This window comes from Lysinibacillus sp. BS3 (assembly GCF_039614735.1).
GTDB classification, from domain to species: domain Bacteria; phylum Bacillota; class Bacilli; order Bacillales_A; family Planococcaceae; genus Lysinibacillus; species Lysinibacillus capsici.
On sequence record NZ_CP154860.1, the window covers coordinates 3,976,759 to 3,999,236 of the forward strand.

General features: G+C 37.4%; 22 protein-coding genes. 21 read left to right on the plus strand and 1 reads right to left on the minus strand.

The window, feature by feature from the left end:
* The first annotated feature begins 15 nt into the window (after positions 1-15).
* Together pyk and AAJG31_RS19710 are read left to right on the plus strand one after the other, a co-directional pair.
* Positions 16-1,776 (plus strand): pyruvate kinase, encoded by a 1,761-nt coding sequence (gene pyk / locus AAJG31_RS19705; protein WP_048393575.1) that lies wholly within the window; start codon positions 16-18, stop codon positions 1,774-1,776.
* A gap of 202 nt (positions 1,777-1,978) precedes the next feature.
* Complete coding sequence (locus tag AAJG31_RS19710; RefSeq protein WP_054549955.1) at positions 1,979-2,368, plus strand: FxsA family protein; 390 nt, start codon at positions 1,979-1,981, stop codon at positions 2,366-2,368.
* Here AAJG31_RS19710 and AAJG31_RS19715 read toward each other — a convergent pair.
* Entirely contained in the window at positions 2,352-3,317 is a 966-nt protein-coding gene (locus tag AAJG31_RS19715) for an AI-2E family transporter (RefSeq protein WP_048393721.1), read from the minus strand. The genes AAJG31_RS19710 and AAJG31_RS19715 overlap by 17 nt on opposite strands.
* A 250-nt stretch (positions 3,318-3,567) precedes the next feature.
* Between AAJG31_RS19715 and citZ the strand changes: the two genes are divergently transcribed.
* From citZ to AAJG31_RS19810, 19 genes are all read left to right on the plus strand, one after another.
* On the plus strand, positions 3,568-4,683 hold the full coding sequence (gene citZ / locus AAJG31_RS19720; protein WP_048393579.1) for a citrate synthase: 1,116 nt from the start codon (positions 3,568-3,570) through the stop codon (positions 4,681-4,683).
* A gap of 79 nt (positions 4,684-4,762) precedes the next feature.
* A complete protein-coding gene (gene icd / locus AAJG31_RS19725) occupies positions 4,763-6,025 on the plus strand; it encodes an NADP-dependent isocitrate dehydrogenase (RefSeq protein ID WP_048393581.1) in 1,263 nt (420 codons plus the stop codon).
* Between the two features lie 178 nt (positions 6,026-6,203).
* On the plus strand, positions 6,204-7,142 hold the full coding sequence (gene mdh, locus AAJG31_RS19730; RefSeq protein ID WP_048393582.1) for a malate dehydrogenase: 939 nt from the start codon (positions 6,204-6,206) through the stop codon (positions 7,140-7,142).
* A 158-nt stretch (positions 7,143-7,300) separates the two neighbouring features.
* Positions 7,301-7,741, plus strand: a complete 441-nt coding sequence (locus AAJG31_RS19735) for a MaoC/PaaZ C-terminal domain-containing protein (RefSeq protein WP_004226245.1) — start codon at positions 7,301-7,303, stop codon at positions 7,739-7,741.
* Between the two features lie 52 nt (positions 7,742-7,793).
* The gene (locus AAJG31_RS19740) at positions 7,794-8,510 is read left to right on the plus strand and encodes a response regulator transcription factor (RefSeq protein ID WP_016993215.1); all 717 of its coding nucleotides are present in this window, start codon (positions 7,794-7,796) and stop codon (positions 8,508-8,510) included.
* Complete coding sequence (locus AAJG31_RS19745) at positions 8,507-10,042, plus strand: ATP-binding protein (protein ID WP_048393584.1); 1,536 nt, start codon at positions 8,507-8,509, stop codon at positions 10,040-10,042. The genes AAJG31_RS19740 and AAJG31_RS19745 overlap by 4 nt, the downstream gene beginning before the upstream one ends.
* Positions 10,043-10,393: 351 nt before the next feature.
* Entirely contained in the window at positions 10,394-10,762 is a 369-nt protein-coding gene (locus AAJG31_RS19750; RefSeq protein WP_103118651.1) for a CidA/LrgA family holin-like protein, read from the plus strand.
* Positions 10,759-11,472: an LrgB family protein gene (locus AAJG31_RS19755; protein WP_048393589.1), complete on the plus strand. Its 714-nt coding sequence runs from the start codon at positions 10,759-10,761 to the stop codon at positions 11,470-11,472. The genes AAJG31_RS19750 and AAJG31_RS19755 overlap by 4 nt, the downstream gene beginning before the upstream one ends.
* Positions 11,473-11,622: 150 nt before the next feature.
* On the plus strand, positions 11,623-12,594 hold the full coding sequence (gene hflK / locus AAJG31_RS19760; RefSeq protein ID WP_048393591.1) for an FtsH protease activity modulator HflK: 972 nt from the start codon (positions 11,623-11,625) through the stop codon (positions 12,592-12,594).
* The gene (hflC, locus tag AAJG31_RS19765; protein ID WP_279495733.1) at positions 12,594-13,604 is read left to right on the plus strand and encodes a protease modulator HflC; all 1,011 of its coding nucleotides are present in this window, start codon (positions 12,594-12,596) and stop codon (positions 13,602-13,604) included. The genes hflK and hflC overlap by 1 nt, the downstream gene beginning before the upstream one ends.
* 183 nt (positions 13,605-13,787) lie before the next feature.
* Positions 13,788-14,204 carry a hypothetical protein gene (locus tag AAJG31_RS19770; RefSeq protein WP_048393595.1) on the plus strand — a complete coding sequence of 139 codons (417 nt, stop codon included), beginning with the start codon at positions 13,788-13,790 and terminating at the stop codon, positions 14,202-14,204.
* Between the two features lie 280 nt (positions 14,205-14,484).
* Positions 14,485-14,844, plus strand: a complete 360-nt coding sequence (locus tag AAJG31_RS19775; protein WP_048393597.1) for a hypothetical protein — start codon at positions 14,485-14,487, stop codon at positions 14,842-14,844.
* Between the two features lie 53 nt (positions 14,845-14,897).
* The gene (locus AAJG31_RS19780; protein ID WP_279495732.1) at positions 14,898-15,050 is read left to right on the plus strand and encodes a hypothetical protein; all 153 of its coding nucleotides are present in this window, start codon (positions 14,898-14,900) and stop codon (positions 15,048-15,050) included.
* A 4-nt stretch (positions 15,051-15,054) separates the two neighbouring features.
* Positions 15,055-17,682 (plus strand): DNA polymerase I, encoded by a 2,628-nt coding sequence (gene polA / locus AAJG31_RS19785; RefSeq protein ID WP_279495731.1) that lies wholly within the window; start codon positions 15,055-15,057, stop codon positions 17,680-17,682.
* Positions 17,683-17,694: 12 nt separating this feature from the next.
* Positions 17,695-18,567 (plus strand): bifunctional DNA-formamidopyrimidine glycosylase/DNA-(apurinic or apyrimidinic site) lyase, encoded by an 873-nt coding sequence (mutM, locus tag AAJG31_RS19790; protein WP_279495730.1) that lies wholly within the window; start codon positions 17,695-17,697, stop codon positions 18,565-18,567.
* Positions 18,568-18,580: 13 nt separating this feature from the next.
* Entirely contained in the window at positions 18,581-19,177 is a 597-nt protein-coding gene (gene coaE, locus AAJG31_RS19795; RefSeq protein WP_103118646.1) for a dephospho-CoA kinase, read from the plus strand.
* Positions 19,178-19,380: 203 nt separating this feature from the next.
* Complete coding sequence (locus AAJG31_RS19800) at positions 19,381-20,403, plus strand: glyceraldehyde-3-phosphate dehydrogenase (protein ID WP_004226274.1); 1,023 nt, start codon at positions 19,381-19,383, stop codon at positions 20,401-20,403.
* Between the two features lie 187 nt (positions 20,404-20,590).
* The gene (gene nrdR, locus AAJG31_RS19805) at positions 20,591-21,061 is read left to right on the plus strand and encodes a transcriptional regulator NrdR (RefSeq protein ID WP_004226277.1); all 471 of its coding nucleotides are present in this window, start codon (positions 20,591-20,593) and stop codon (positions 21,059-21,061) included.
* 16 nt (positions 21,062-21,077) lie between these two features.
* Positions 21,078-22,442, plus strand: a complete 1,365-nt coding sequence (locus tag AAJG31_RS19810; RefSeq protein ID WP_048393607.1) for a DnaD domain protein — start codon at positions 21,078-21,080, stop codon at positions 22,440-22,442.
* The last annotated feature ends 36 nt before the right edge of the window (positions 22,443-22,478 follow it).

A 22,478-nucleotide genomic window follows, 5' to 3' on the forward strand; every position in this document is an offset into this window, starting at 1 on the left:
ACGGAGTGGGCAAAAATGAGAAAAACAAAAATCGTATGTACAATTGGACCTGCAAGTGAGTCACCAGAAATTTTAGAAAAATTAATCGAAGCAGGTATGAATGTAGCCCGCTTGAATTTTTCACACGGATCACATGAGGAACATGCAGGGCGTATCCATTTAATTCGTGAAGTGGCACAAAAATTAAATAAACCAGTGGGAATTTTACTTGATACAAAGGGACCGGAAATTCGTACACATAACATGAAAAATGGCGAGCTTCATTTGTCAGCTGGTCAAGTAATTGATATTTCAATGACAGAAGTAGAAGGTACTGAGACGAGCTTTTCTGTCACATATGAGCGCTTAATTGAAGACGTTGAGCAAAATTCAATTATTTTACTTGATGATGGACTAATTCAACTACGTGTATTAGCAACGGATATGGAAAAAGGATTAATTCATACAATTGTTGAAAATGCTGGCGTACTAAAAAATAAAAAGGGTGTTAACGTACCAGGTGTTTCTGTACAACTACCAGGTATCACAGAAAAAGACGCACAAGATATTTTATTTGGTATCGAACAAGGTGTTGATTTTATTGCTGCTTCATTTGTTCGTCGTGCAAAAGATGTTCTTGAAATTCGTGAATTGCTTGAACAAAATGGTGGTAGTCATATTCAGATCATCCCCAAAATTGAAAACCAAGAGGGTGTCGATAACATCGATGAAATCATCCTGGTATCTGACGGTTTAATGGTTGCTCGTGGAGATCTTGGTGTTGAAATTCCAGCAGAAGAAGTACCACTTGTACAAAAGAAATTAATTCTAAAATGTAATCAAGTTGGTAAACCGGTAATTACGGCAACTCAAATGTTAGATTCCATGCAGCGTAACCCACGACCAACACGTGCAGAAGCAAGTGATGTAGCCAACGCAATTATTGATGGAACAGATGCTATCATGTTATCTGGTGAAACTGCCGCAGGTCTTTATCCAGTTGAATCGGTACAAACGATGAATAAAATTGCACAACGTACTGAAAATTCATTAGATTATCGATCAATTGTTTCTACACGTAGTCGTGAGAAAGAAGCAAATATGACAGAGGCAATTTCACAAGCTGTAGCTTATACTTCTATCAACTTAGGGGTGAAAGCCGTATTAGCTCCAACTGAAAGTGGTAATACAGCGAGAATGATTGCGAAATATCGACCAGGAGTGCCAATTGTTGCCGTAACAGGCTCTACAAATACAGCTCATACATTAACACTAGTATGGGGCGTATACCCAATTGTGTGTCAACGTGTGACAACAACAGATGAAATTTTAGAACTAGCTGTGGATGAAAGCTTGAAGCATGGTTTTGTTACACATGGAGACGCAGTTGTCATTACAGCAGGTGTACCTGTAGGTGAAGCGGGTACAACAAACTTAATGAAAGTTCACATTATTGGAGATTTACTTGCACGCGGACAAGGGATCGGAAAAGCATCAGTTGTTGGTAAAACAGTGGTTGCTAAAAATGCTGCTGAGGCACTTGCCTACGATACAGACGGATGCATTCTTGTTACAGTCGGTTCAGATCGTGATATGATGCCTGCTTTAGAAAATTGTATTGGCCTAATTACTGAAGAAGGTGGACTTACTAGCCATGCAGCAGTTGTAGGGTTAAGCCTAGGTATTCCAGTAATCGTTGGTGTAAAGGAAGCAACTACATTAATCCGTCATGGTCAAGAAATTACAATGGACGCTGAAACAGGTGTGATTTACAAAGGACATGCAAGCGTTCTTTAATAATTAACAAAAAGCTCTAGTGCGGTTTGTTGTACTAGAGCTTTTCCATAAAGGTTGTACACACACTTTATGGAAACTATTAATTCCTTCCTTTAACAGAAGTTGCTTTCTCATAGAATAGGTCTATTCATTTTTTTATGAAACTAAACGGGCTATAATAACGTATAAAAGGTATAGCTTTTCAAGTAGAAAGGAGAAAAATATGCGAAAAATTTTTCTTGGTTTCATTGTCTACACATTAGCCGAATTGACGTTATTAATAGTCATTGGACAAAATATTGGTGTTTTAAGTACATTATTGCTCATTATTGCTACGAGTGTGATTGGGATTTATGTCATGAAAAATAAAGGTATGAACTCTGTTCAAAATGTGAAAAATACATTGGCACGCGGAGAAGCGCCAGGAGCTGCATTAGTGGATACTTTCTTAACTTTTGGTGGTGGTTTGCTTTTAGCGTTACCTGGATTTTTAACAGATGTCCTAGGTTTATTCCTACTCATGCCATTTTCTCGAAAAATGTTCCAACCTATTGTCTATTACTGGATGCGTAAAAAAATGAAAAAAGGTCAATTCATCATCGTTCAAAGATAGAGTTTTCTTTCAGTTTTACAGCTAGAAATAAAAAGATGGGGCTCAGTAATATACCATAAAAGCCAAATAATAGAATAGAGGCAGCGCTGATAAAGAATGTATGGAATGTGCGTAGCTGAAGCGTATTGGACCAAAGCATCGAATCGGCTAGCTGCCTTGTTAATTGTACAAATAAATAGAGTAGTAAAATGGCCACACATAAAAAGGTATTGCCATTGAAATAAAAATAAATGCTCATTGGCACAAGAAAAACGCCAATTCCGAAAAACGGTAGTACATCTGCAAATGCTACAATAAATGCTTTAATAATGGCTTGTTCAAATTGAAGGATCATAAAGCCAGCACAAAGAATGAGTAGGGTAATCGTAAATAATTGAAACTCTACAAATAAGAAATAATGAAAAAGTTGCATGATTTTTGCAAAATGAGATTGCCACTCTTGACGATATTTTTTAGGCACATATTGAAAGAACCAATAGCGTGATTTACGTGTTTCTAGAAGCGCAAAGTAATAAGCGACTAAAAAGATGAAAACCTCAATGACATGCTTCATTAATAATTGGAAAAGATCTGCTGTATATACGATGATGGAATCGAAAATGGACAGTGATTTTTCTTTTAAAACTTGTACAAACATGGATTCATATTCACTGAAAAGCGGGAAATTTTGTAAAGTCTCTCGAATTTCTGGGAAAATGACGATAATACTGTTAATAGATATGACAACTAGTAGAAAAATACAGGTTAATATTAATACTTCCACAATAATTGCTGCAATCCAATACGCAATCCTACAATATTTGTGTAAAAAATTTATGATAGGATACGTCGAAAATGATAAAAAAATTGCGAGTGACACAGGTAATACAAACCAAAGTATGACTAAATAAAAAATAAATAGCAAAACGCTCGTAGTTCTTTCGTATGAAAAATACTTTAAATTCCTCATTTTTACAAATTCACCCCAAACCAATTGATAAATTAATGTCAAAATATACAAAAAAATCTCTTTAGGACAATTATATAGTCGTTCGGACGTCTTTTTCTTTATTTGGAGGATTTTCATTCACAAAGCTGTCAAAAATGATTATAATAGCAATGTAAGCGATTTACTTAATGGTTCATATGAGCAAAATTCGTAAATGCAACATAAAAAACGCATTTGCAACAAAAAAATAAGTATGAGGGAGCGATAATTTATGTCAGCAACTAAAGGTTTAGAAGGTATCGTAGCAGCGGAATCTAAAATCAGTTCAATTATCGATGACACACTTACATATGTTGGTTACAACATTGATGATTTAGCAGAAAATGCGTCATTCGAAGAGGTAATTTACCTGTTATGGCATACTCGTTTACCAAAAGAGGACGAGCTAGCTGAATTAAAACAACAATTGGCAGACAACATGTCAATTCCGCAAGCGATTGTCGACCAATTTAAAACATACCCACTTTCAACTGTACATCCAATGGCTGCATTGCGTACTGCAGTATCTTTACTTGGTGTATTCGATGAAGAAGCGGATGTTATGGATCCAGAAGCAAACTACCGTAAAGCAATTCGTCTTCAAGCTAAAATTGCTACAGTAGTAACTGCTTTTGCACGTGTTCGTAAAGGTTTAGAACCAGTTTCACCAAAACCTGAACTAGGATATGCGGCAAACTTCTTATACATGCTTAAAGGCGAAGAGCCAGCAGATATTGAAATTGAAGCATTCGACAAAGCATTAGTATTACATGCTGACCATGAGTTAAATGCATCTACATTCACTGCACGTGTATGTGTAGCTACATTATCTGACGTTTATTCAGGTGTAACTGCAGCGATCGGTGCATTAAAAGGACCACTTCACGGTGGAGCAAATGAGCAAGTTATGAAAATGTTAACTGAAATTGGCTCACTTGAAAATGTTGAATCTTATATTCAAAATAAATTAGACAACAAAGAAAAAATCATGGGCTTCGGTCACCGTGTATATCGTAAAGGCGACCCTCGTGCTCCGCATTTACGCGTAATGTCTAAAAAATTAACTGAGCTAACTGGTAAACCAGAGCTTTACGAAATGTCAGTTAAAATCCATGACATGATCGTAGAACAAAAGAAATTACCTGCAAACGTAGATTTCTTCTCTGCGTCAGTGTATGATTCTTTAGGTATTGATCATGACCTGTTCACACCAATTTTCGCAGTATCACGTACTTCAGGTTGGGTGGCACATATCCTTGAGCAATATGCTAATAACCGCCTAATCCGTCCACGTGCTGAGTATGTTGGACCAGGCATGCAAAAATATGTTCCAATCAGCGAGCGCTAATTTGGAAAATATGCTAGAATGTTTGGGACTGTGTTATCACTAACACAGTCCTATGATTATGAATTTAGGAGGCAACAGAATGTCAAACAAAATTGTAGTTGAAAATGGCGTACTTAATGTACCAAACAATCCAGTAATTCCTTTCATCGAAGGTGATGGAATTGGTCCAGATATCTGGGCAGCAGCATCACGCGTAATTGACGCAGCAGTAGAAAAAGCTTATAACGGTGAAAAGAAAATTGAATGGTTAGAAGTTTTAGCTGGTGAAAAAGCATTTAACCAAACTGGTGAATGGTTACCACAAGAAACTTTAGACAAAATTAATGAATACTTAATTGCAATCAAAGGTCCTCTTACTACACCAATCGGTGGTGGTATCCGCTCTCTTAACGTAGCATTACGTCAACAACTTGACTTATATGTATGCTTACGCCCAGTACGTCACTTTGATGGAGTGCCTTCTCCAGTTAAACGCCCAGAAGACGTTGATATGGTTATCTTCCGTGAGAACACAGAAGACATCTACGCTGGTATTGAATTCGAATCTGGTTCAGAACAAGCTCAAAAAATCATCAACTTCCTACAATCTGAATTTGGTGTAAATCAAATCCGCTTCCCAGAAACTTCTGGTATCGGTGTTAAACCTGTATCTAAAGAAGGTACTGAACGTTTAGTACGTTCTGCTATCGAATACGCAATTAAACATAAACGCCCATCTGTTACTTTAGTTCATAAAGGTAACATCATGAAATTCACTGAAGGTGGATTCAAAAAATGGGGTTATGAATTAGCAGAAAAAGAATTTGCTGATCAAACTTTCACTTGGAACCAATACGATGCTATCAAAGCTGAACAAGGTGAAGAAGCAGCAAACAAAGCTCAATCTGATGCTTTAGCAGCTGGCAAAATCTTAGTGAAAGATTCTATCGCTGATATCTTCTTACAACAAATCTTAACTCGTCCAACTGAGTTCGATGTAGTAGCTACAATGAACTTAAATGGTGACTATATTTCTGATGCTTTAGCTGCACAAGTTGGTGGTATCGGTATCGCTCCAGGAGCTAACATTAACTATGTTACTGGCCATGCGATCTTCGAAGCTACTCACGGTACAGCTCCAAAATATGCTGGTTTAGATAAAGTAAACCCATCTTCAGTATTACTTTCAGGTGTATTAATGCTTGAACACTTAGGATGGCAAGAAGCTGCTGACATGATCACTCAATCTGTTGAGAAAACAATTTCTTCTAAAGTTGTTACTTATGACTTCGCACGTTTAATGGACGGCGCTACAGAAGTGAAATGTTCAGAATTCGCTAATGAGTTAATCAAAAACCTATAATTTTCTATTCTACAATAGAATTTATCGCTAAAGCGGATGCTTTTTTCTGCCGATATAATTAGGGTGACAGTAAATTTTAATTGAATATTTACGATAAACTTGTTTAATTGAGGGAGTGAGATGGAAGTCTCCTCCCTCTTTTAAAATATATAACCTAATTTTAAAGGAGCGTATTCAAATGTCTCTGAAACGAAAAAAAATCTCAGTTATCGGTGGCGGTTTTACAGGCGCTACTGCAGCATTTTTAGCAGCTCAGAAAGAACTTGGTGACGTCGTATTAGTGGATATTCCACAAGCAGAAAACCCTACAAAGGGTAAGGCGCTAGATATGTGGGAGGCAGCACCAATACAAGGGTTTGACTCTTATGTGCAAGGTACTTCCAATTATGCAGATACGGCGAATTCTGACGTAGTGATCATTACCGCTGGTGTTGCACGTAAACCAGGTATGAGCCGTGATGACCTTGTTCAAATCAATCAGAGTGTTATGAAAACTGTTTCAAAAGAGATTGCTACGCATTCACCAAATGCTACAATCCTTGTACTGACAAACCCAGTTGATGCCATGACATACACAGTATACAAAGAAACTGGCTTCCCTAAAAACCGTGTAATTGGTCAATCAGGTGTTCTTGATACGGCTCGTTTCTGTGCATTTGTGGCAGAAGAACTTAAGATTTCAGTGAAAGATATTACGGGTTTTGTATTAGGTGGTCACGGTGACACAATGGTACCGTTAACACGTTATTCATTTGCTGGTGGTATTCCGTTAGAATCACTTATTTCTGCTGAACGTTTAGAAGAAATTGTTGACCGAACGCGTAATGGTGGAGCAGAAATTGTCAACTTACTTGGTAACGGCTCAGCCTATTATGCGCCTGCTGCGGCACTAATAGAGATGGCTGAAGCTATTGTAAAAGACCAAAAACGTATTTTACCATCTATTGCTTATTTAGAAGGCGAGTACGGCTATCATGATTTATACTTAGGTGTTCCTACATTACTTGGCGAAAACGGTATTGAAAAAATCTTTGAGTTAGAATTAACGGACAAAGAAAAAGCAGCTTTAGATCAATCGGCAGAAGCAGTTCGTAATGTGATGAAAATTTTAGTGTAGAATATCAGTCTAAGTCTTAAAACGAGTAGGGAATGTTCCTGCTCGTTTTTTTATGTTTCCAGGGTTGAGAAAGGTAAGGTTCTTCTGCTTTTCATTGTACTTTTAGCATAAAATTGATACTATGAATGTAGTATGATAGAAAAGGGGTTGGCGTATCTTTGCTTCAAAAAAATAGTAAACTTGGTCTCACAATCGATGAAATTACAGTTGGCGAGAAAATCCATATCACTGAAAAAATTGAAGATAGGGATCTATTGCTTTATTTAGGCCTTACAAACGATAGTAACCCGCTTTATATTCAACATGATTATGCGGCTATGACACCTTTTCAAAAGCCAATTGTGCCGACAATTATGTTAAATGGTATTATTACATCAGCTGTGTCAAAGTATATTCCAGGACCAGGTGCACGAATTATTGAGCAACATTTGAAATATTTAGGACCTCTCTATCATTATGAATTGTTCGATACGCTATTAGAGGTTACAGCAATCAATAAATATGACAATACCATCACTGTATCTGTCCACTCATATAATGAGCAGAAGCAGCTTGTAATTGAAGGTTTATTGCTTGTGACTCCACCACTTGCGCTATAGACGTCTTGAGATTTGAAATGGGGGTTTCAAATCACTAACGGAGGCATTAGACATGACAAAAACGATTTTAGTAATTGAAGACGAATTTTCGATTGCAACATTATTGAAATATAATTTAGAACAGGCAGGCTATGTAGTGGAAACGGCTGCTGATGGTCAGGAAGGGCTTGAAAAAGCAATCGACTTACAGCCAAATTTAATTCTTTTAGATTTGATGCTTCCAAAACTAGATGGCATGGAGGTCTGTAAACAAATACGACAGCAACGTATGAATACGCCAATTATTATGCTAACTGCTAAAGATGACGAATTTGATAAAGTTCTTGGTCTTGAGTTGGGAGCAGATGATTACATGACAAAGCCTTTTAGTCCTCGTGAAGTTTTAGCGCGTGTCAAGGCTGTATTAAGACGTTTCACGCAAAATGTTGTCGCAGATGATAAGGATGAGGCGCAGGAAAAAATGTATGAGTTTGGACAATTGCGAGTGTACCCAGAGCGATTTGAAGTATTTTTACAGGATGAGGCACTGGAATTTACACCAAAAGAGTTTGAGCTACTCATCTATTTACTTGAAAATAAAAATCGTGTATTAACACGTGATCAGCTATTAAGTGCTGTATGGAAATATGATTTTGCTGGCGATACTCGAATTGTGGATGTACACATTAGCCACCTTCGCGATAAAATTGAAGAAAATAGCCGTAAGCCGATGTTTATAAAAACAATTAGAGGTCTTGGTTATAAATTTGAGGAGCCGAAAACGACATGAAATCGATGAGCAACCGCTTATTCTTGACATTCATGCTTTTACTTGGAACGATACTAGCTGTCCTAATGATTGTTATAGGTCAGCTTTTTCCTGTTTATATCGAGCAATATAACGAGCAAGCAACCACTGAGATACGGACATCAATGGACCAAGTAATCGATGAACGCAAAATGGATTTAACGAAGGAAGATCAGGAAGCTTTGTACGCAGCTCAGGCTATGGAACGAGACGAATCCTTATTGAACTATGTGCGTGCTCGCCTTTACGGAGTACTGGCTATTCTCTTTACCATCACGTTGATATTAATAGCAATTATAAGTCGTTATATGATACGTAACTTTACTGCACCGATTGATAATGTGACAGACACTGCCCTTGAGCTTGCAAAGGGTAACTATCGTGCACGTGCTCAAGAAAATGAGCATGAACGGATGATACCACTGAGTCATTCCATAAACATATTGGCACGGAATTTGCAAGATATTACAACGATACGTGAAGTAGAGGAAGAAAGACTGAAAACCTTAATTGAAAATATGGGGAGCTCCCTTATGATGATTGGTCGTGAGGGGAATATTTCCATTGTAAATCGAGTATTTCTGGAGCGCTTTGGAATGCAGCTTGATGATGTACAAGGAAAGGTTTTTCGTACAATAGGCTTACCTAAATCATTAGAACAATTTATCGATCATGTTTTTCTGACAGAAATGCCTTATCGACAACAAATTAAAATGGAAGTACAGCAAGAACTTTATAACAAAGAAGTTTATGGGGCACCGGTCATCGGGGACCACGGACGATGGCTAGGCGTTGTTATCGTTATGCATGATATAACGGAACTAGTTCGATTAGAACAAATTCGGAAAGACTTTGTTGCGAATGTATCACATGAATTACGCACACCTATTACATCTATTAAAGGCTTTTCAGAAACTTTATTGGATGGGGCCTATAAAGACGAAAAAATGCTGATTTCCTTTTTGGAGATTATATATAAAGAAAGTAATCGACTTCAAATGCTGATTCAAGATTTACTAGAGCTCTCAAAGATCGAGCAGCATGGTTTTACTGTCAATATTATGCCGATGGGCTTACAGGATGTTCTAATTCGTGGAGCAGAATTGACAGCTCCGCGATTGGATGAAAAAAATATGAGCTTCCAGGTGGATATCGAACGAGATGTCCAGGTTATGGGGGATGCCAATCGTATCATTCAGATTGTGACGAATTTAATTACCAATGCGATTACATATTCACCTGAAAACACGACTGTTTCTATTCGATTAAAGGAAAATGAAACACATGGCATTATCGAAATAGAGGATCAAGGAATTGGTATTGAAAAACATGAAATAGCGCGCGTTTTTGAAAGATTTTATCGGGTGGATCGAGCGAGAAGTCGTAATTCTGGTGGAACAGGCTTAGGCTTAGCGATTGTTAAGCATTTAGTCGAGGCGCATCATGGCCGAATTCAAGTAGAGAGTGAAGTCGGCATAGGAACTAAAATGATTGTCATGATTCCGAAAAATTAACAAATCCTTTACATGAACAACATGTTACATTCATATTTGGGCACTATACTTATTTCTAGAAACCCCCAATATGATTGTTAAGACGATGACCATAAAAATCTAATAGAAGATTTTTAACTGCTTTATATTCCCCACAGAAAGAATTTAGTGTTTTTTAGACACTAGGTTCTTTTTCTGTTTTACAGGGAACGTAAATAGGTGTAAAGTATAGTAGCATAAAGTTTAACAACCATCTTACCCGCGATTGTCTGTTAGACGAACGCTTTGACAGTCAGTGAATCAATCTTCTTATCATTCGAATCGTGTTTTCCTGACTGTTGAGGCAGAGAAAAAAATGAGAGAAGGATGACCATGAAAATCGTCAAAAGTATCGTGCAAATCGGCTATCTTTATATCCTATTATTAATCGGAAATACTATTGCACGCCTACTTCACTTGCCGATTCCAGGGAGTATAATAGGACTTGTCCTATTATTTTTACTGTTACAGTTTCATATAATCAAGCTTGAATGGATTGAATTAGGAGCAGCCGTACTATTAAGTGAACTCTTATTATTCTTTATTCCATCTGCCATTGGTGTTATTGATTATCATGCCTTATTTGGTGTGCAGGGAATGAAGGTTGTGCTGGTCATTGTCGTGAGTGCCATTGTGGTAATGTTTGTAACGGGGTATACAGCACAATGGCTAGAGCGGCGAAAGAAGGGTGATGCGATATGACTTTATTAATCGCCATTGTCAGCTTACTTGGGACCGTTGCTATTTTTTATATTTGTAAAATGTTTTATAAAAAATATAAAAAAGAATGGCTGACACCTATGCTGATTACACCTTTAGTCATTATAGGTATTTTACTACTGACAGGTGTATCTTATAATTCCTACAATTCTGGAGCGAGTGTCTTAACAAATTTACTAGGACCAGCAACCGTTGCGTTTGCCGTTCCTATATATAAAAATGTCAACCTATTAAAAAAACACGCATTTGAAATTTTCATCAGCATTGCTGTTGGTTCAGCGGTTGCTATTGTGTCATCCTTTATGATGGCTCTATTGGTGGGCTTAAATGATGAGTTGGTGCATAGTTTAGTGCCACGTTCTGTAACAACACCTATTGCGATGGATATTTCTAATATGATTGGTGGTTCTCCTACGCTTACAGCTGTTTTCGTTATGACGACTGGTATTTTAGGAAGCTTGTTAGCACCAATCGTTATCAAAGTATGTCGTTTTCATAGACCTTCATCTAGAGGATTAATGCTTGGTATGGGTGCTCATGGAACGGGTACATCAAAAGCATTTGAATTTGGAGAGCTAGAAGGCACATTTGCTAGTCTAGCGATGATCGTTGCTGCATTAATTAGTATTGTATTATCCACTACCATTTTCCCAGTATTTGAACATCTGGTTATCAATATCCTGTTGCCCTAAAAGGTAACAGGATTTTTTTGCATTGATAAGCTTTTGTTAAGAGTGAGATACAGAGGATTCTGTCCTTTACAATCATTATATGAAAATATTTTGAAACTTTTTATAAGGGTTCACCGTAAACAATAGTACTAAGCAAAAGGAGGAACAGACATGAGTGTGAAAAGGACACTAATGATTGTTGGACTTGGAATATTTGGAATTATTGCACTTATTACAGTTTTTACTTCATGGTACACGGTAGATGAATCAGAGCAAGCTGTGGTTATTACATTTGGTCGTGCCGATGATACAGTAACAAATCCAGGTCTTCATTTTAAATTACCTTGGCCCGTCCAATCCGTAGAAATTTTGTCAAAAGAAACGTTTAGTCTGCAATTTGGTTATAAACAAAATAAAGCAGGTGAGTTAGAGGCATACGATGCCGAAACAAAAATGATTACGGGGGATGAAAATATTGTCTTAACAGACCTTGTTGTTCAATGGAAAATTACAGAGCCTAACAAGTTTTTATTTAATTCGCAGGATCCAGAAAGAATATTACATAGCGCGACATCGAGTGCCATTCGTTCTATAATCGGAAGCTCTTCTATCGATGCAGCGTTAACAGAAGGTAAAGCTGACATCGAAGCAAATACTCGCCAATTATTAGTTTCTCTTATTGAAAAATACGATATTGGAATAAGCGTGTTAGGTGTGAAATTGCAAGATGTAGAATTGCCAAATAAAGATGTGCGTGCAGCATTCACTGCTGTAACAGATGCACGTGAAATGAAAAATACAAAAATAAATGAAGCTGAAAAATATGAAAACCAACGCATTAGTGAAGCTGAAGGCGAACGTGATGCTATTATGTCGAAAGCAAAAGGAACTAAAACAGCCCGTATCGAGCAAGCACAAGGGGATGTAGCGGTCTTTAATAAAATGTATGAGCAATACAAGGGCAATCAGCAAATTACACGAGAGCGGTTAATTATAGAGACGCTTGAAAATGTCCTACCGAAAGCACAAATTTACATTATGAATGATGATGGTAGTACGATGAAGTATTTACCACTTCAGCAACTACAGCCTCAACAGTCGCAACAGACACAAACAGAGAAAAAAGAGGGGAGCGGTAACTAATGGACCAAAAAAATAAGGATCTAGAAAAATTCCTCAATTTCTTATCTGGCAAAAGTAAAAAAGCTGCTCCTTCAGAAGGTGATTCAGGAGACAATGTAGTTAAAATGTCGAAGAAAGGACCGAAGAATCCTAAAAAATATATCTCTCTAGCTGTAACCTTAACGGTCATATTCGCTCTAGTGATTACTTTATTAACGAATATTTATATAGTTAAAGAATCAGAGTATGCTGTTGTTCGGCAGTTTGGAGAGGTTGTTAAATTTGAGCGTGAACCAGGTTTAAATATGAAAATTCCTTTTATTCAAAGTGTCACAAAGTTACCAAAAAACCAAATGACATATGAGATTTCGGAAGAAGAAATTAATACAAAGGATAAAAAACGAATTATTATTGATAATTATGCTGTATGGCGTATTACGGATCCTAAGCTATTGATTTCGAATGCTGGTACGATAGAAAAAGTTGAATCACGTATGGAAGAGTTCATTTATTCTGTTATTCGCTCTGAACTTGGCCGAATTAACTATACGGAGATTATAAATGATGAGGATTCTTCTCGAGGCAGCATAAATGATCAAGTAACTGAACGTGTTAATGAACTTCTTTCCAATGATAACTATGGTATTGAAGTAGTAGATGTACGTATACGTCGCATTGATTTACCAACTGAAAATGAACAATCCGTTTTTACGAATATGATTTCAGATCGTGAATCAATTGCACAAAAGTATCTTTCAGAGGGAGATGCACAGAAACGTCGTATTGAGGCACAAACGGATCAACACGTACAAGAAATGCTTGCTAAAGCAAGTAAAGAAGCTGCTTTAATTCAAGCTGAAGGAGAAGCAGAGGCTGCAAAGATTTACAATAAATCTTTCTCTCAAGATCCTGAATTTTATTCTTTATACCGCACATTAGAATCCTATAAGAAAACGATTGGGGAAGATACGGTTATTATCTTGCCAGCTACTTCACCATATGCCAACATCTTGTCTGGTTATATTAAATAAACGCAGTTTAAAGTCGTCTCTGTCTTGAAGGAGACGACTTTTTTGTTGCACAAATTATAACTATCCGTGAAATCGAATTATTATAGTATGAAAATAATAGAAATTTATAAGTTTGTATTCCCGAATCAGCTATAATTTGATAGAATGATAATGTTTAAAAAAGAATAGTTGGGGGTAAGGGCTTTGAAATTACAAATTAGCAAATGGCTCCAAAATTTAGGGATTGCTTGTAGTATAGCTTCGATATTAACACTTTTCTACCGTCTATCCGATTTTTCGTGGGTGACGAAAAGTGTTTATCATATACCAGTATTTTTTGTTTGTATCTTTTTAATCAGTATCATTATTGCAGATGATGTAAGAAACCTTTTTAAGAAATTATTTTGGTATGAAAAAAGAAAGGTCAAGCGTCCTATTTGGCAAGTTGGAATTGGCTTAATCTTCTTTTTGGCACAAATTAGTACAGTAATGGTATTTAATCAAGAGCTAACATATCCACAATTAGGCGGCATGCCGTTATTTCTTGTGTTTGCTTTTATGAATGCATTTATATTAACTGTCATCTATGAAGAAGTTTTTTATCGTACTTCAAATCAATAACAACTATTAAGAACTTTCATTTACAGGAGACTTGTCCTTGAATGAAAGTTTTTGCTTTTTAGTAATGGATGTAATACGTCTTATGCCTTGTAAATACGTAAATTATTAACATTTGTCAGTATTGCCCTTATTTAATCTGTAGTACAGTCAAGTTATTGAGAATAGTCAATGACTAAACTTGATAGGCAGATGCATACATACCATATTGAATTTTTTAACCTAGTTTTAACCTTTAGTATGTATGATAAGCAAAGATTCATTTTAATAGGAGGTAATAAAGATGAAAAAGGTCGTGTTTGGAAGTGCTTTAGCAGTCGGATTATTATTTAGTGGGGCAGGGCAATCCTCTGCTAATAGCCTAATTCAACCAATTGATATTCAAGGCATGGATCTAGAATCAGCATTACAAGCAGTCCAATCACAGCGAGCACAGCTGTTAGAAAATCAGCTTAAGGATCAACTAGAGGATGTTCAACAACGAAATCAACAGCTAGCTGATTTGAATGCACAGCAAGGTCAAATGGATATGCTCCGTTTACAAAGCATGAATAGTAAACGAAATGAGGCTTTTGATGTAATGACTAATTTTGTAAAAAAAATGCAGGATAGTCGTTCATCTATTATAGGTAATATGCGTTAAGGAGTTAAAATATTTTAAACAAGTCAACCGCTGCGCGCGGTTGGCTTTTTTGAATGAATAGGAATGCTAAAGTAGCGGATAAAGTCTTAAAAGTGGTGGATAAACCATTAAAAATAATGGATAACCTTGAGGGTGGACGCCTGCTTTTTTTACTTGAAATGTATTGTTATGATAAAGTAGAAGAAGAAGACAACGCAGGAGGATAAAATCATGACCAAGGAAAAATTACTATTATTGGACGGTAATAGTTTAGCGTATCGCGCGTTTTTTGCGTTGCCATTGCTAACGAATGATAGTGGCATTCATACTAATGCTGTATACGGCTTTACAACAATGCTACAAAGAATATTAGAGGAAGAACAGCCAACCAAAATATTGGTTGCTTTTGATGCTGGGAAAACAACATTCCGCCATGAAACCTTTACAGAATATAAAGGAGGACGGCAAAAGACACCACCAGAATTATCAGAGCAATTTCCTTATTTACGAAAGCTCATTGATGCGTATGGTATTAAGCAATATGAGCAGGAGTTATATGAAGCGGATGATATTATCGGAACGCTTGCTAAAGAGGCTTCGTCGCAGGATATGGATGTTATCATCGTTTCTGGAGACCGTGATTTAACTCAGCTGGCGACAGAGCAAGTAACCGTTTATATAACGAAAAAAGGTATTACGGAAATAGAGAAAAATACACCAGCCTTTATTGCGGAAAAGTATGGGTTAACGCCGCTCCAAATTATTGATATGAAAGGCTTGATGGGGGATTCCTCCGATAATATTCCTGGTGTACCAGGCGTCGGGGAAAAAACGGCTGTAAAATTATTAAAAGAGCATGGCTCCGTTGAAGCACTTTATGAAGCAATGGATACATTGAAAGCTTCTAAAATGAAGGAAAAGCTTGTAGCTAATGAAGAGCAAGCCATCATGAGTAAGAAGCTGGCAACGATTTATACGGATGCTCCAATCACCATTTCGCTGGCTGATCTTGCATATAATGGGCCAAAAGAAGATGAATTAATCAATGTGTGGCGTGAGCTTGGCTTTAAATCGCTGCTTGATAAAAGTGACTTTACAGTGCAAGAAGAAGAACAGGCGCCTCTCGATTATGACCTTGTCCAGGAAGTTCGACCTGAGGATTTAAAAGACGTGATGGCTGTGCATGTAGAGCTCGAAAACGAGCACTATCATACTTGTCAGCAGCTGGGAATTGCCTTATCAGATGGCGTAAAGACGCAATATATTCCATTTGATAAAGCAGCAAAATCAGATATTCTCTGTCGTTGGCTTGAAGATGCCACAAAAATAAAATATATGTCCGATTCTAAGGCAGCTCAAGCATCATTAAAGCGAGCTGGGATTCAATTAGCTGGCGTTGACTTTGATTTGCTACTTGCCTCTTATATTAATAATCCAGCATTAAGTGGCGATGATATCGCAACACTTGCAAGGGAATTAGGCTACTATGATGTCCAAGCAGATGAAGCGGTATATGGAAAAGGTGCCAAGCGTGCAATACCTGATTTGGACCAACTTGCACAGCATGTTAGCCGTAAAGCTTTTGCAGTATGGTCATTACAGCCGAAACTGGAAGCCTTATTAAAGGAAAATGAACAATTCGATCTTTATAAAAACCTAGAGCTACCATTGGCAGGAATTTTAGGTGAAATGGAAAGCGAAGGGATTACGGTTAACCGCGCTACGTTAGAGAAAATGGGGCAAGAGCTTAATGATAAACTTGTAGTAATTGAGCAAGAAATTTATGCAGAAGCTGGAGAAACCTTTAATATTAATTCACCAAAACAATTAGGTGTGATTCTATTCGATAAGCTAGGGCTACCTGTGATTAAAAAGACTAAGACAGGCTATTCAACTGCTGCAGATGTCCTAGAAAAATTACAGTCAGAGCATGCTATCATCGAACATATTCTGTTGTATCGCCAACTTGGAAAATTACAATCCACATATATTGAAGGCTTACTAAAGGAGATTCATGTATCAGATAGTAAAGTGCATACGCGCTTCCAGCAAGCTTTAACTGCAACAGGGCGTTTAAGCTCAACAGATCCTAATTTACAAAACATCCCAATTCGTTTGGAGGAGGGCCGCAAAATTCGTCAAGCCTTTGTACCTTCAAAAGAGGATTGGATATTATTTTCTGCTGACTATTCGCAAATTGAATTACGTGTTCTTGCACATATGTCAGAAGATAAAAACCTTGTTGAGGCTTTCCGTGAAGGAATGGACGTTCATACACGTACAGCTATGGATGTATTTCATGTGTCAGAAGATGAGGTTGATAGTAATATGCGTCGCGCAGCGAAAGCTGTTAACTTTGGAATAGTCTACGGTATTAGTGATTATGGTCTATCACAAAACTTAGATATTACGCGTAAGGAAGCGGCTAATTTTATTGAAAAGTATTTCGCAAGTTTCCCTGGTGTAAAACAGTACATGGATGACATTGTACAAAATGCAAAATTTAATGGTTATGTGACAACGATATTAAATAGACGCCGTTATTTACCGGATATAACAAGCTCAAACTTTAATTTAAGAAGCTTTGCTGAGCGTACGGCGATGAATACGCCAATTCAAGGTAGTGCAGCTGATATCATTAAAAAGGCAATGATTGATATGGATGCTCGATTGAAAAAAGAAAAGATGCAGGCAAAACTGCTACTTCAAGTGCATGATGAGCTAATCTTTGAGGCACCAAAGGAAGAGATTGCCTTACTCGAAAAAATTGTACCTGAAGTCATGGAAAACGCTATTGAGCTTGCTGTACCGCTTAAAGTAGATTTTAACCATGGCTCAACTTGGTACGAGGCAAAATAAGGAGGGATTCAAATGCCTGAATTACCAGAGGTAGAGGGTGTCGTCCAGGCATTGAAGCCAACAGTTGAAGGACGTACCATTCAACAGGTTCAGCTTTCTGAACGAGTACATTTCTCTTTTAGTGAGGGTAAACAATGTATTGTCAAACAAGCAACGCCTGATGCATTTGAAAGTACTTTGTCCCAGATGACCATTACCAAAATTGAACGAAGAGCAAAATATATTTTCTTTCATTTGCTGAAGGATGATGTTCCATATGTTCTTGTTAGTCACTTAGGGATGACAGGTGCTTGGTTTGTTGTGAATTCACCCGAAGAAATCAATGAGGCGAAATTTCAAAAGCATATCCATGCGACATTTGAAATGGCAGATGGGGGATACTTGATATATTCAGATATTCGTCGATTCGGTGAACTTCGTTTTCTGACAAAAATTGAAGATCATGCGCCATTGACAAAAATGGCACCAGAGCCATTTGATGAGCATGCATGTGATTTTTTTATAACAAAATCTAAGCTACCGAAATATGAAAATAAAGCCGTAAAAGAAGTAATTATGGATGGGCAAGTCATTTCGGGCTGTGGCAATATTTATGCAACAGAGGCATTGTTTGCTCAGAAAATTCACCCTGCACGCAAAATGAGCCGCATTAGTGAAAAGCGGAAGCGAGCATTATTTGAGGAGATTGTTGCTGTCCTACGTCAAAGCATTGAAGCGGGTGGTTCAACTATTTCTGATTATCGGAATATTAATGGGGAAGCAGGGAGTATGCAGAATCGATTAAAAATGTATGGGAAAAAGGTATGTCCAGCATGTGAAACGGCAACAAGTCAAATGACAATTGGAGGGCGTACCTCTGTCTATTGCCCAAATTGTCAACATTAAAGGGGATTTAGCAATGATTATCGGACTAACAGGAAGTATTGCAAGTGGAAAAAGTACAGTAGCTAAAATGATGAGCGAACTGGGTTTACCGATTGTTGATGCAGATGTTGTAGCACGAGATGTCGTAGAACCTGGAACTGAGACATTAGCATTGATTGCTGAAAGCTTCGGACAAGCTATCTTGCTTGAGGACGGCAATTTAAATCGAACTATGCTGGGAGATATCATATTTCATGAGCCTGCCAAACGCAAAACGTTAAATGATATCATGCATCCAGCAATCAGAAAAGAAATGTTACGTCAGCGTGATGCTTATTTAGAAGCAGGACATGAACATGTTGTGATGGACATTCCTTTGTTATTTGAGAGTAAGCTTCAACATTTTGTGGAACGTATCATTGTGGTATCGGTCAGTGAAGAAGTTCAGCTTCGACGTTTAATGGAACGAAATAATTTATCTAAAGAAGATGCATTGGCACGTATGCACTCTCAACTGCCGATGTCTGTCAAAGAAAAGGGTGCACATGCGGTCATTTATAATAATGAAAATATAGAAAGTACAGAAGAACAATTAAAAAAAATCCTGCATTATTGGGATGTTATTTCATGAGTTCTTTTATAATGCGTAGCAAGCCGACCTTGCTACGCATTTTTTTATGGGGAAACGCCATAATAAAGAATAATTTTTCAGAAAATAAGAACTTTTATATTCTCAATATATAATGTTCATCTTTTTTAAAATTGTGTTATACTAATCACCATAAAGTATATAATTAATTAATCTGAGTATGTACTCACAGGAGGATATTATAAATGACAGTATCAATTGCTATTAATGGTTTCGGGCGTATCGGACGTATGGTTTTCCGCCAGGCTATCGTACAACAAGATTTAAACATCGTTGCAATTAACGCTAGCTATCCTGCAGAAACGTTAGCACATTTGATTAAGTATGACACAAATCACGGAACATTTGAAGGTACGGTAGAACCAGCAGGCGATGCTTTAGTTGTAAATGGTAAACGAGTTCAAATTATTAGTGAACGTGATCCTTTAAAATTACCTTGGTCTACAATGGGTGTAGATATCGTTATTGAAGCTACAGGAAAATTTAATGAACGTGATAAAGCAGCAATGCACTTAGCAGCAGGAGCGAAAAAAGTAATCTTAACAGCACCAGGTAAAAACGAGGATGTCACAATTGTTTTAGGTGTAAATGATGACAAATTGGATATTGCGAAACATGATGTTATTTCAAATGCTTCTTGTACAACAAACTGCTTAGCGCCAGTAGCAAAAGTATTGAATGACACATTTGGTATTGAGAATGGTTTAATGACAACAGTTCATGCTTATACAAATGACCAAAAGAACTTAGACAATCCGCATAAAGATTTACGTCGTGCACGTGGATGCGCCCAATCCATTATCCCAACATCTACAGGTGCAGCGAAAGCCTTAAAATTAGTGTTACCTGAATTAGAGGGTAAAATTCATGGTATGGCACTTCGTGTTCCAACACCAAACGTATCTTTAGTTGACCTTGTAGTAGATTTAAATACAGATGTAACAGTTGATGCAGTTAATGCAGCATTTGTAAAAGCGGCAACAGAAGGTCCAATGAAGGGTATCCTTAATTTCTCTGTTGAGCCATTAGTATCTTCTGATTACAATACAACAACTTATTCTTCAACAGTTGATGGACTTTCTACAATGGTGTTAGGCAACCGCAAAGTAAAAGTACTTGCTTGGTATGATAACGAGTGGGGCTACTCTGCACGCGTTGTTGACCTTGTGAAAAAAGTGGCAAATGCTTTGGAAACGGTAAACGCGTAATAATTTCTATAGATAGCACATTGAAATCGAAAAGGTTTCAATGTGCTCTTTTTTTACAGAAACTATTCTTGTACTTCAGGTGCTTTAGATTTATCATGAGCCCACAAACGTGAATGCACTTTTCTTACATGTAGGAAATTTGTTATAATAGATATATTAAATTGTTGTAAACCAGGAGAGTAATTATATGAGATGTCCATCTTGCCAATTTAACGGAACGCGTGTTGTGGATTCGAGGCCAGTAGATGATAATAAAGAAATTCGTAGACGTCGTGAATGTGAGTCATGTGGCTTCCGTTTTACAACGTTTGAAAAAATTGAAGAGACACCATTAGTCGTTGTGAAAAAGGAAGGTTCACGAGAAGAGTTTAGCCGTGAGAAGGTACTTCGTGGGCTTATTCGTGCTTGTGAAAAACGCCCAGTGGCACTTGATGTGCTGGAGGAACTTGTTCTGTCCATTGAAAAAGATCTTCGTCGTATTGGAAATTCGGAAGTACGCTCAGAAGATGTTGGCGAAATGGTCATGGACCGCTTAGCCAAAATTGATGAGGTTGCCTATGTGCGTTTTGCGTCGGTCTACCGTCAGTTTAAAGATATCAATGTCTTTATTGAAGAAATAAAGGACATTATTCAACGTCAAACGGAGAAGAAATCATAGCAAACAGAGAGGATGAATGACGTTGATTCATTTATATAAGGAATTGCAGCCTGGCGATCCTTTCGACATTCGTCTACCTCATGCATTTTCTACACAAGAGCGTCAATTAGTTACATTATTTTATCAACCATTAACGGGATCAGAGCCAGTTAGCCTCTATTTAACATTATGGGCAGAAGCAGAGCAAATGCCAAAGCAGCAAATGACACATTATTATTTAATGAATGTGCTAGGGCTACCAATTGGTAAAGTGTTTGAGGCTCGTATTGCTTTAGAAGCTATTGGTTTGTTGCGTACATGGAAAAAAGAAAATGCTGGTGAGCGTAGTTTTTTATATGAGCTACAGCGCCCATTAGATGCAGATAGCTTTATGAAAGACCCGCTGCTGTCGATGTTTTTGTTTAGTAAAATTGGAGAGCAGGCTTATCGCAACTTACGTCAGCGCTTTATGTCACCTGTAAAGGACTCGGCGTTTAAGGATGTATCTCGTGCTTTTATTGATGTCTATAAGCCTGTTCATGCCAATATCCCATCAGATTTACAAGTGGATACGAGTCATAAGGATAAACAACAAAAAGTATATCCTTTTTATTTGGAGCAATTCGATTTTGATTTATTGCAAGCAGGTTTGTCTGAGCAATTGGTACCTTCCAATTTGTTGACATTTGAAGTGCGTGAAGCTATAGCCAAGTTGGCATTTTTATATCATTTAACAGCCCTTGATATGCAAAAAGTAGTCATACTTGCTTTAGATGATGATTTAGGAATTTCTCAGGAACGTTTACGAAAGGCTGCTGCTGATTTTTATAAATTAACCGTATCCAAGGAGCCGCCAAAACTTGCCCGTGTCACCGATCCTCTACCAGTAGCAGAAGCGGGACAAAAAACGAAGGATCAGGAACTTCAACACTATTTAGAAACAACGGCACCTGTCCAAGTTTTAAGAGATATAAATAATGGTAAAGAACCATTACAAACCTCAGTCCAACTTGCAGAAAATTTAATCGTTCAACATGGCATGCCAATTGGAGTGGTTAATGCATTGTTAGAATACGTTATGCTAACAACAGATATGAAGCTCCCTAAAAAATATGTGGAAACGATTGCTGATCATTGGGTACGAAAAAATGTCCAGACCGCTAAGGAAGCAATGGAACTTGCACGCCAAGAGCATGATAAATATACAGCTTGGAAAAACAAGCCGCAAACGTCCAATAAAACGAGTCAACAGACTAAAGGACGTTCAAGATATCAACGTGAAGAAAAAGTGCCTGAATGGTTCTATAAACGAAATGACAATCAAGAGGAATCTACTTCTAGTACTATAGATTTTGAAAAAGAGCGACAAAAAATATTAGAGATGCTAGGAAAAAGCGAATAGTAAAGAAGGTGAGCAGTAATCGAACCTATAAATGGA

Coding starts and splice junctions, on each gene's coding strand:
- mutM (WP_279495730.1), top strand. CDS start 17,695: ATGCCTGAATTACCAGAGGTAGAGGGTGTCGTCCAGGCATTGAAGCCA.
- citZ (WP_048393579.1), top strand. CDS start 3,568: ATGTCAGCAACTAAAGGTTTAGAAGGTATCGTAGCAGCGGAATCTAAA.
- AAJG31_RS19710 (WP_054549955.1), top strand. CDS start 1,979: ATGCGAAAAATTTTTCTTGGTTTCATTGTCTACACATTAGCCGAATTG.
- AAJG31_RS19715 (WP_048393721.1), bottom strand. CDS start 3,317: ATGAGGAATTTAAAGTATTTTTCATACGAAAGAACTACGAGCGTTTTG.
- AAJG31_RS19810 (WP_048393607.1), top strand. CDS start 21,078: ATGACGTTGATTCATTTATATAAGGAATTGCAGCCTGGCGATCCTTTC.
- AAJG31_RS19745 (WP_048393584.1), top strand. CDS start 8,507: ATGAAATCGATGAGCAACCGCTTATTCTTGACATTCATGCTTTTACTT.
- mdh (WP_048393582.1), top strand. CDS start 6,204: ATGTCTCTGAAACGAAAAAAAATCTCAGTTATCGGTGGCGGTTTTACA.
- AAJG31_RS19740 (WP_016993215.1), top strand. CDS start 7,794: ATGACAAAAACGATTTTAGTAATTGAAGACGAATTTTCGATTGCAACA.
- hflK (WP_048393591.1), top strand. CDS start 11,623: ATGAGTGTGAAAAGGACACTAATGATTGTTGGACTTGGAATATTTGGA.
- icd (WP_048393581.1), top strand. CDS start 4,763: ATGTCAAACAAAATTGTAGTTGAAAATGGCGTACTTAATGTACCAAAC.
- AAJG31_RS19755 (WP_048393589.1), top strand. CDS start 10,759: ATGACTTTATTAATCGCCATTGTCAGCTTACTTGGGACCGTTGCTATT.
- polA (WP_279495731.1), top strand. CDS start 15,055: ATGACCAAGGAAAAATTACTATTATTGGACGGTAATAGTTTAGCGTAT.
- pyk (WP_048393575.1), top strand. CDS start 16: ATGAGAAAAACAAAAATCGTATGTACAATTGGACCTGCAAGTGAGTCA.
- AAJG31_RS19800 (WP_004226274.1), top strand. CDS start 19,381: ATGACAGTATCAATTGCTATTAATGGTTTCGGGCGTATCGGACGTATG.
- AAJG31_RS19775 (WP_048393597.1), top strand. CDS start 14,485: ATGAAAAAGGTCGTGTTTGGAAGTGCTTTAGCAGTCGGATTATTATTT.
- AAJG31_RS19750 (WP_103118651.1), top strand. CDS start 10,394: ATGAAAATCGTCAAAAGTATCGTGCAAATCGGCTATCTTTATATCCTA.
- nrdR (WP_004226277.1), top strand. CDS start 20,591: ATGAGATGTCCATCTTGCCAATTTAACGGAACGCGTGTTGTGGATTCG.
- hflC (WP_279495733.1), top strand. CDS start 12,594: ATGGACCAAAAAAATAAGGATCTAGAAAAATTCCTCAATTTCTTATCT.
- AAJG31_RS19780 (WP_279495732.1), top strand. CDS start 14,898: ATGAATAGGAATGCTAAAGTAGCGGATAAAGTCTTAAAAGTGGTGGAT.
- coaE (WP_103118646.1), top strand. CDS start 18,581: ATGATTATCGGACTAACAGGAAGTATTGCAAGTGGAAAAAGTACAGTA.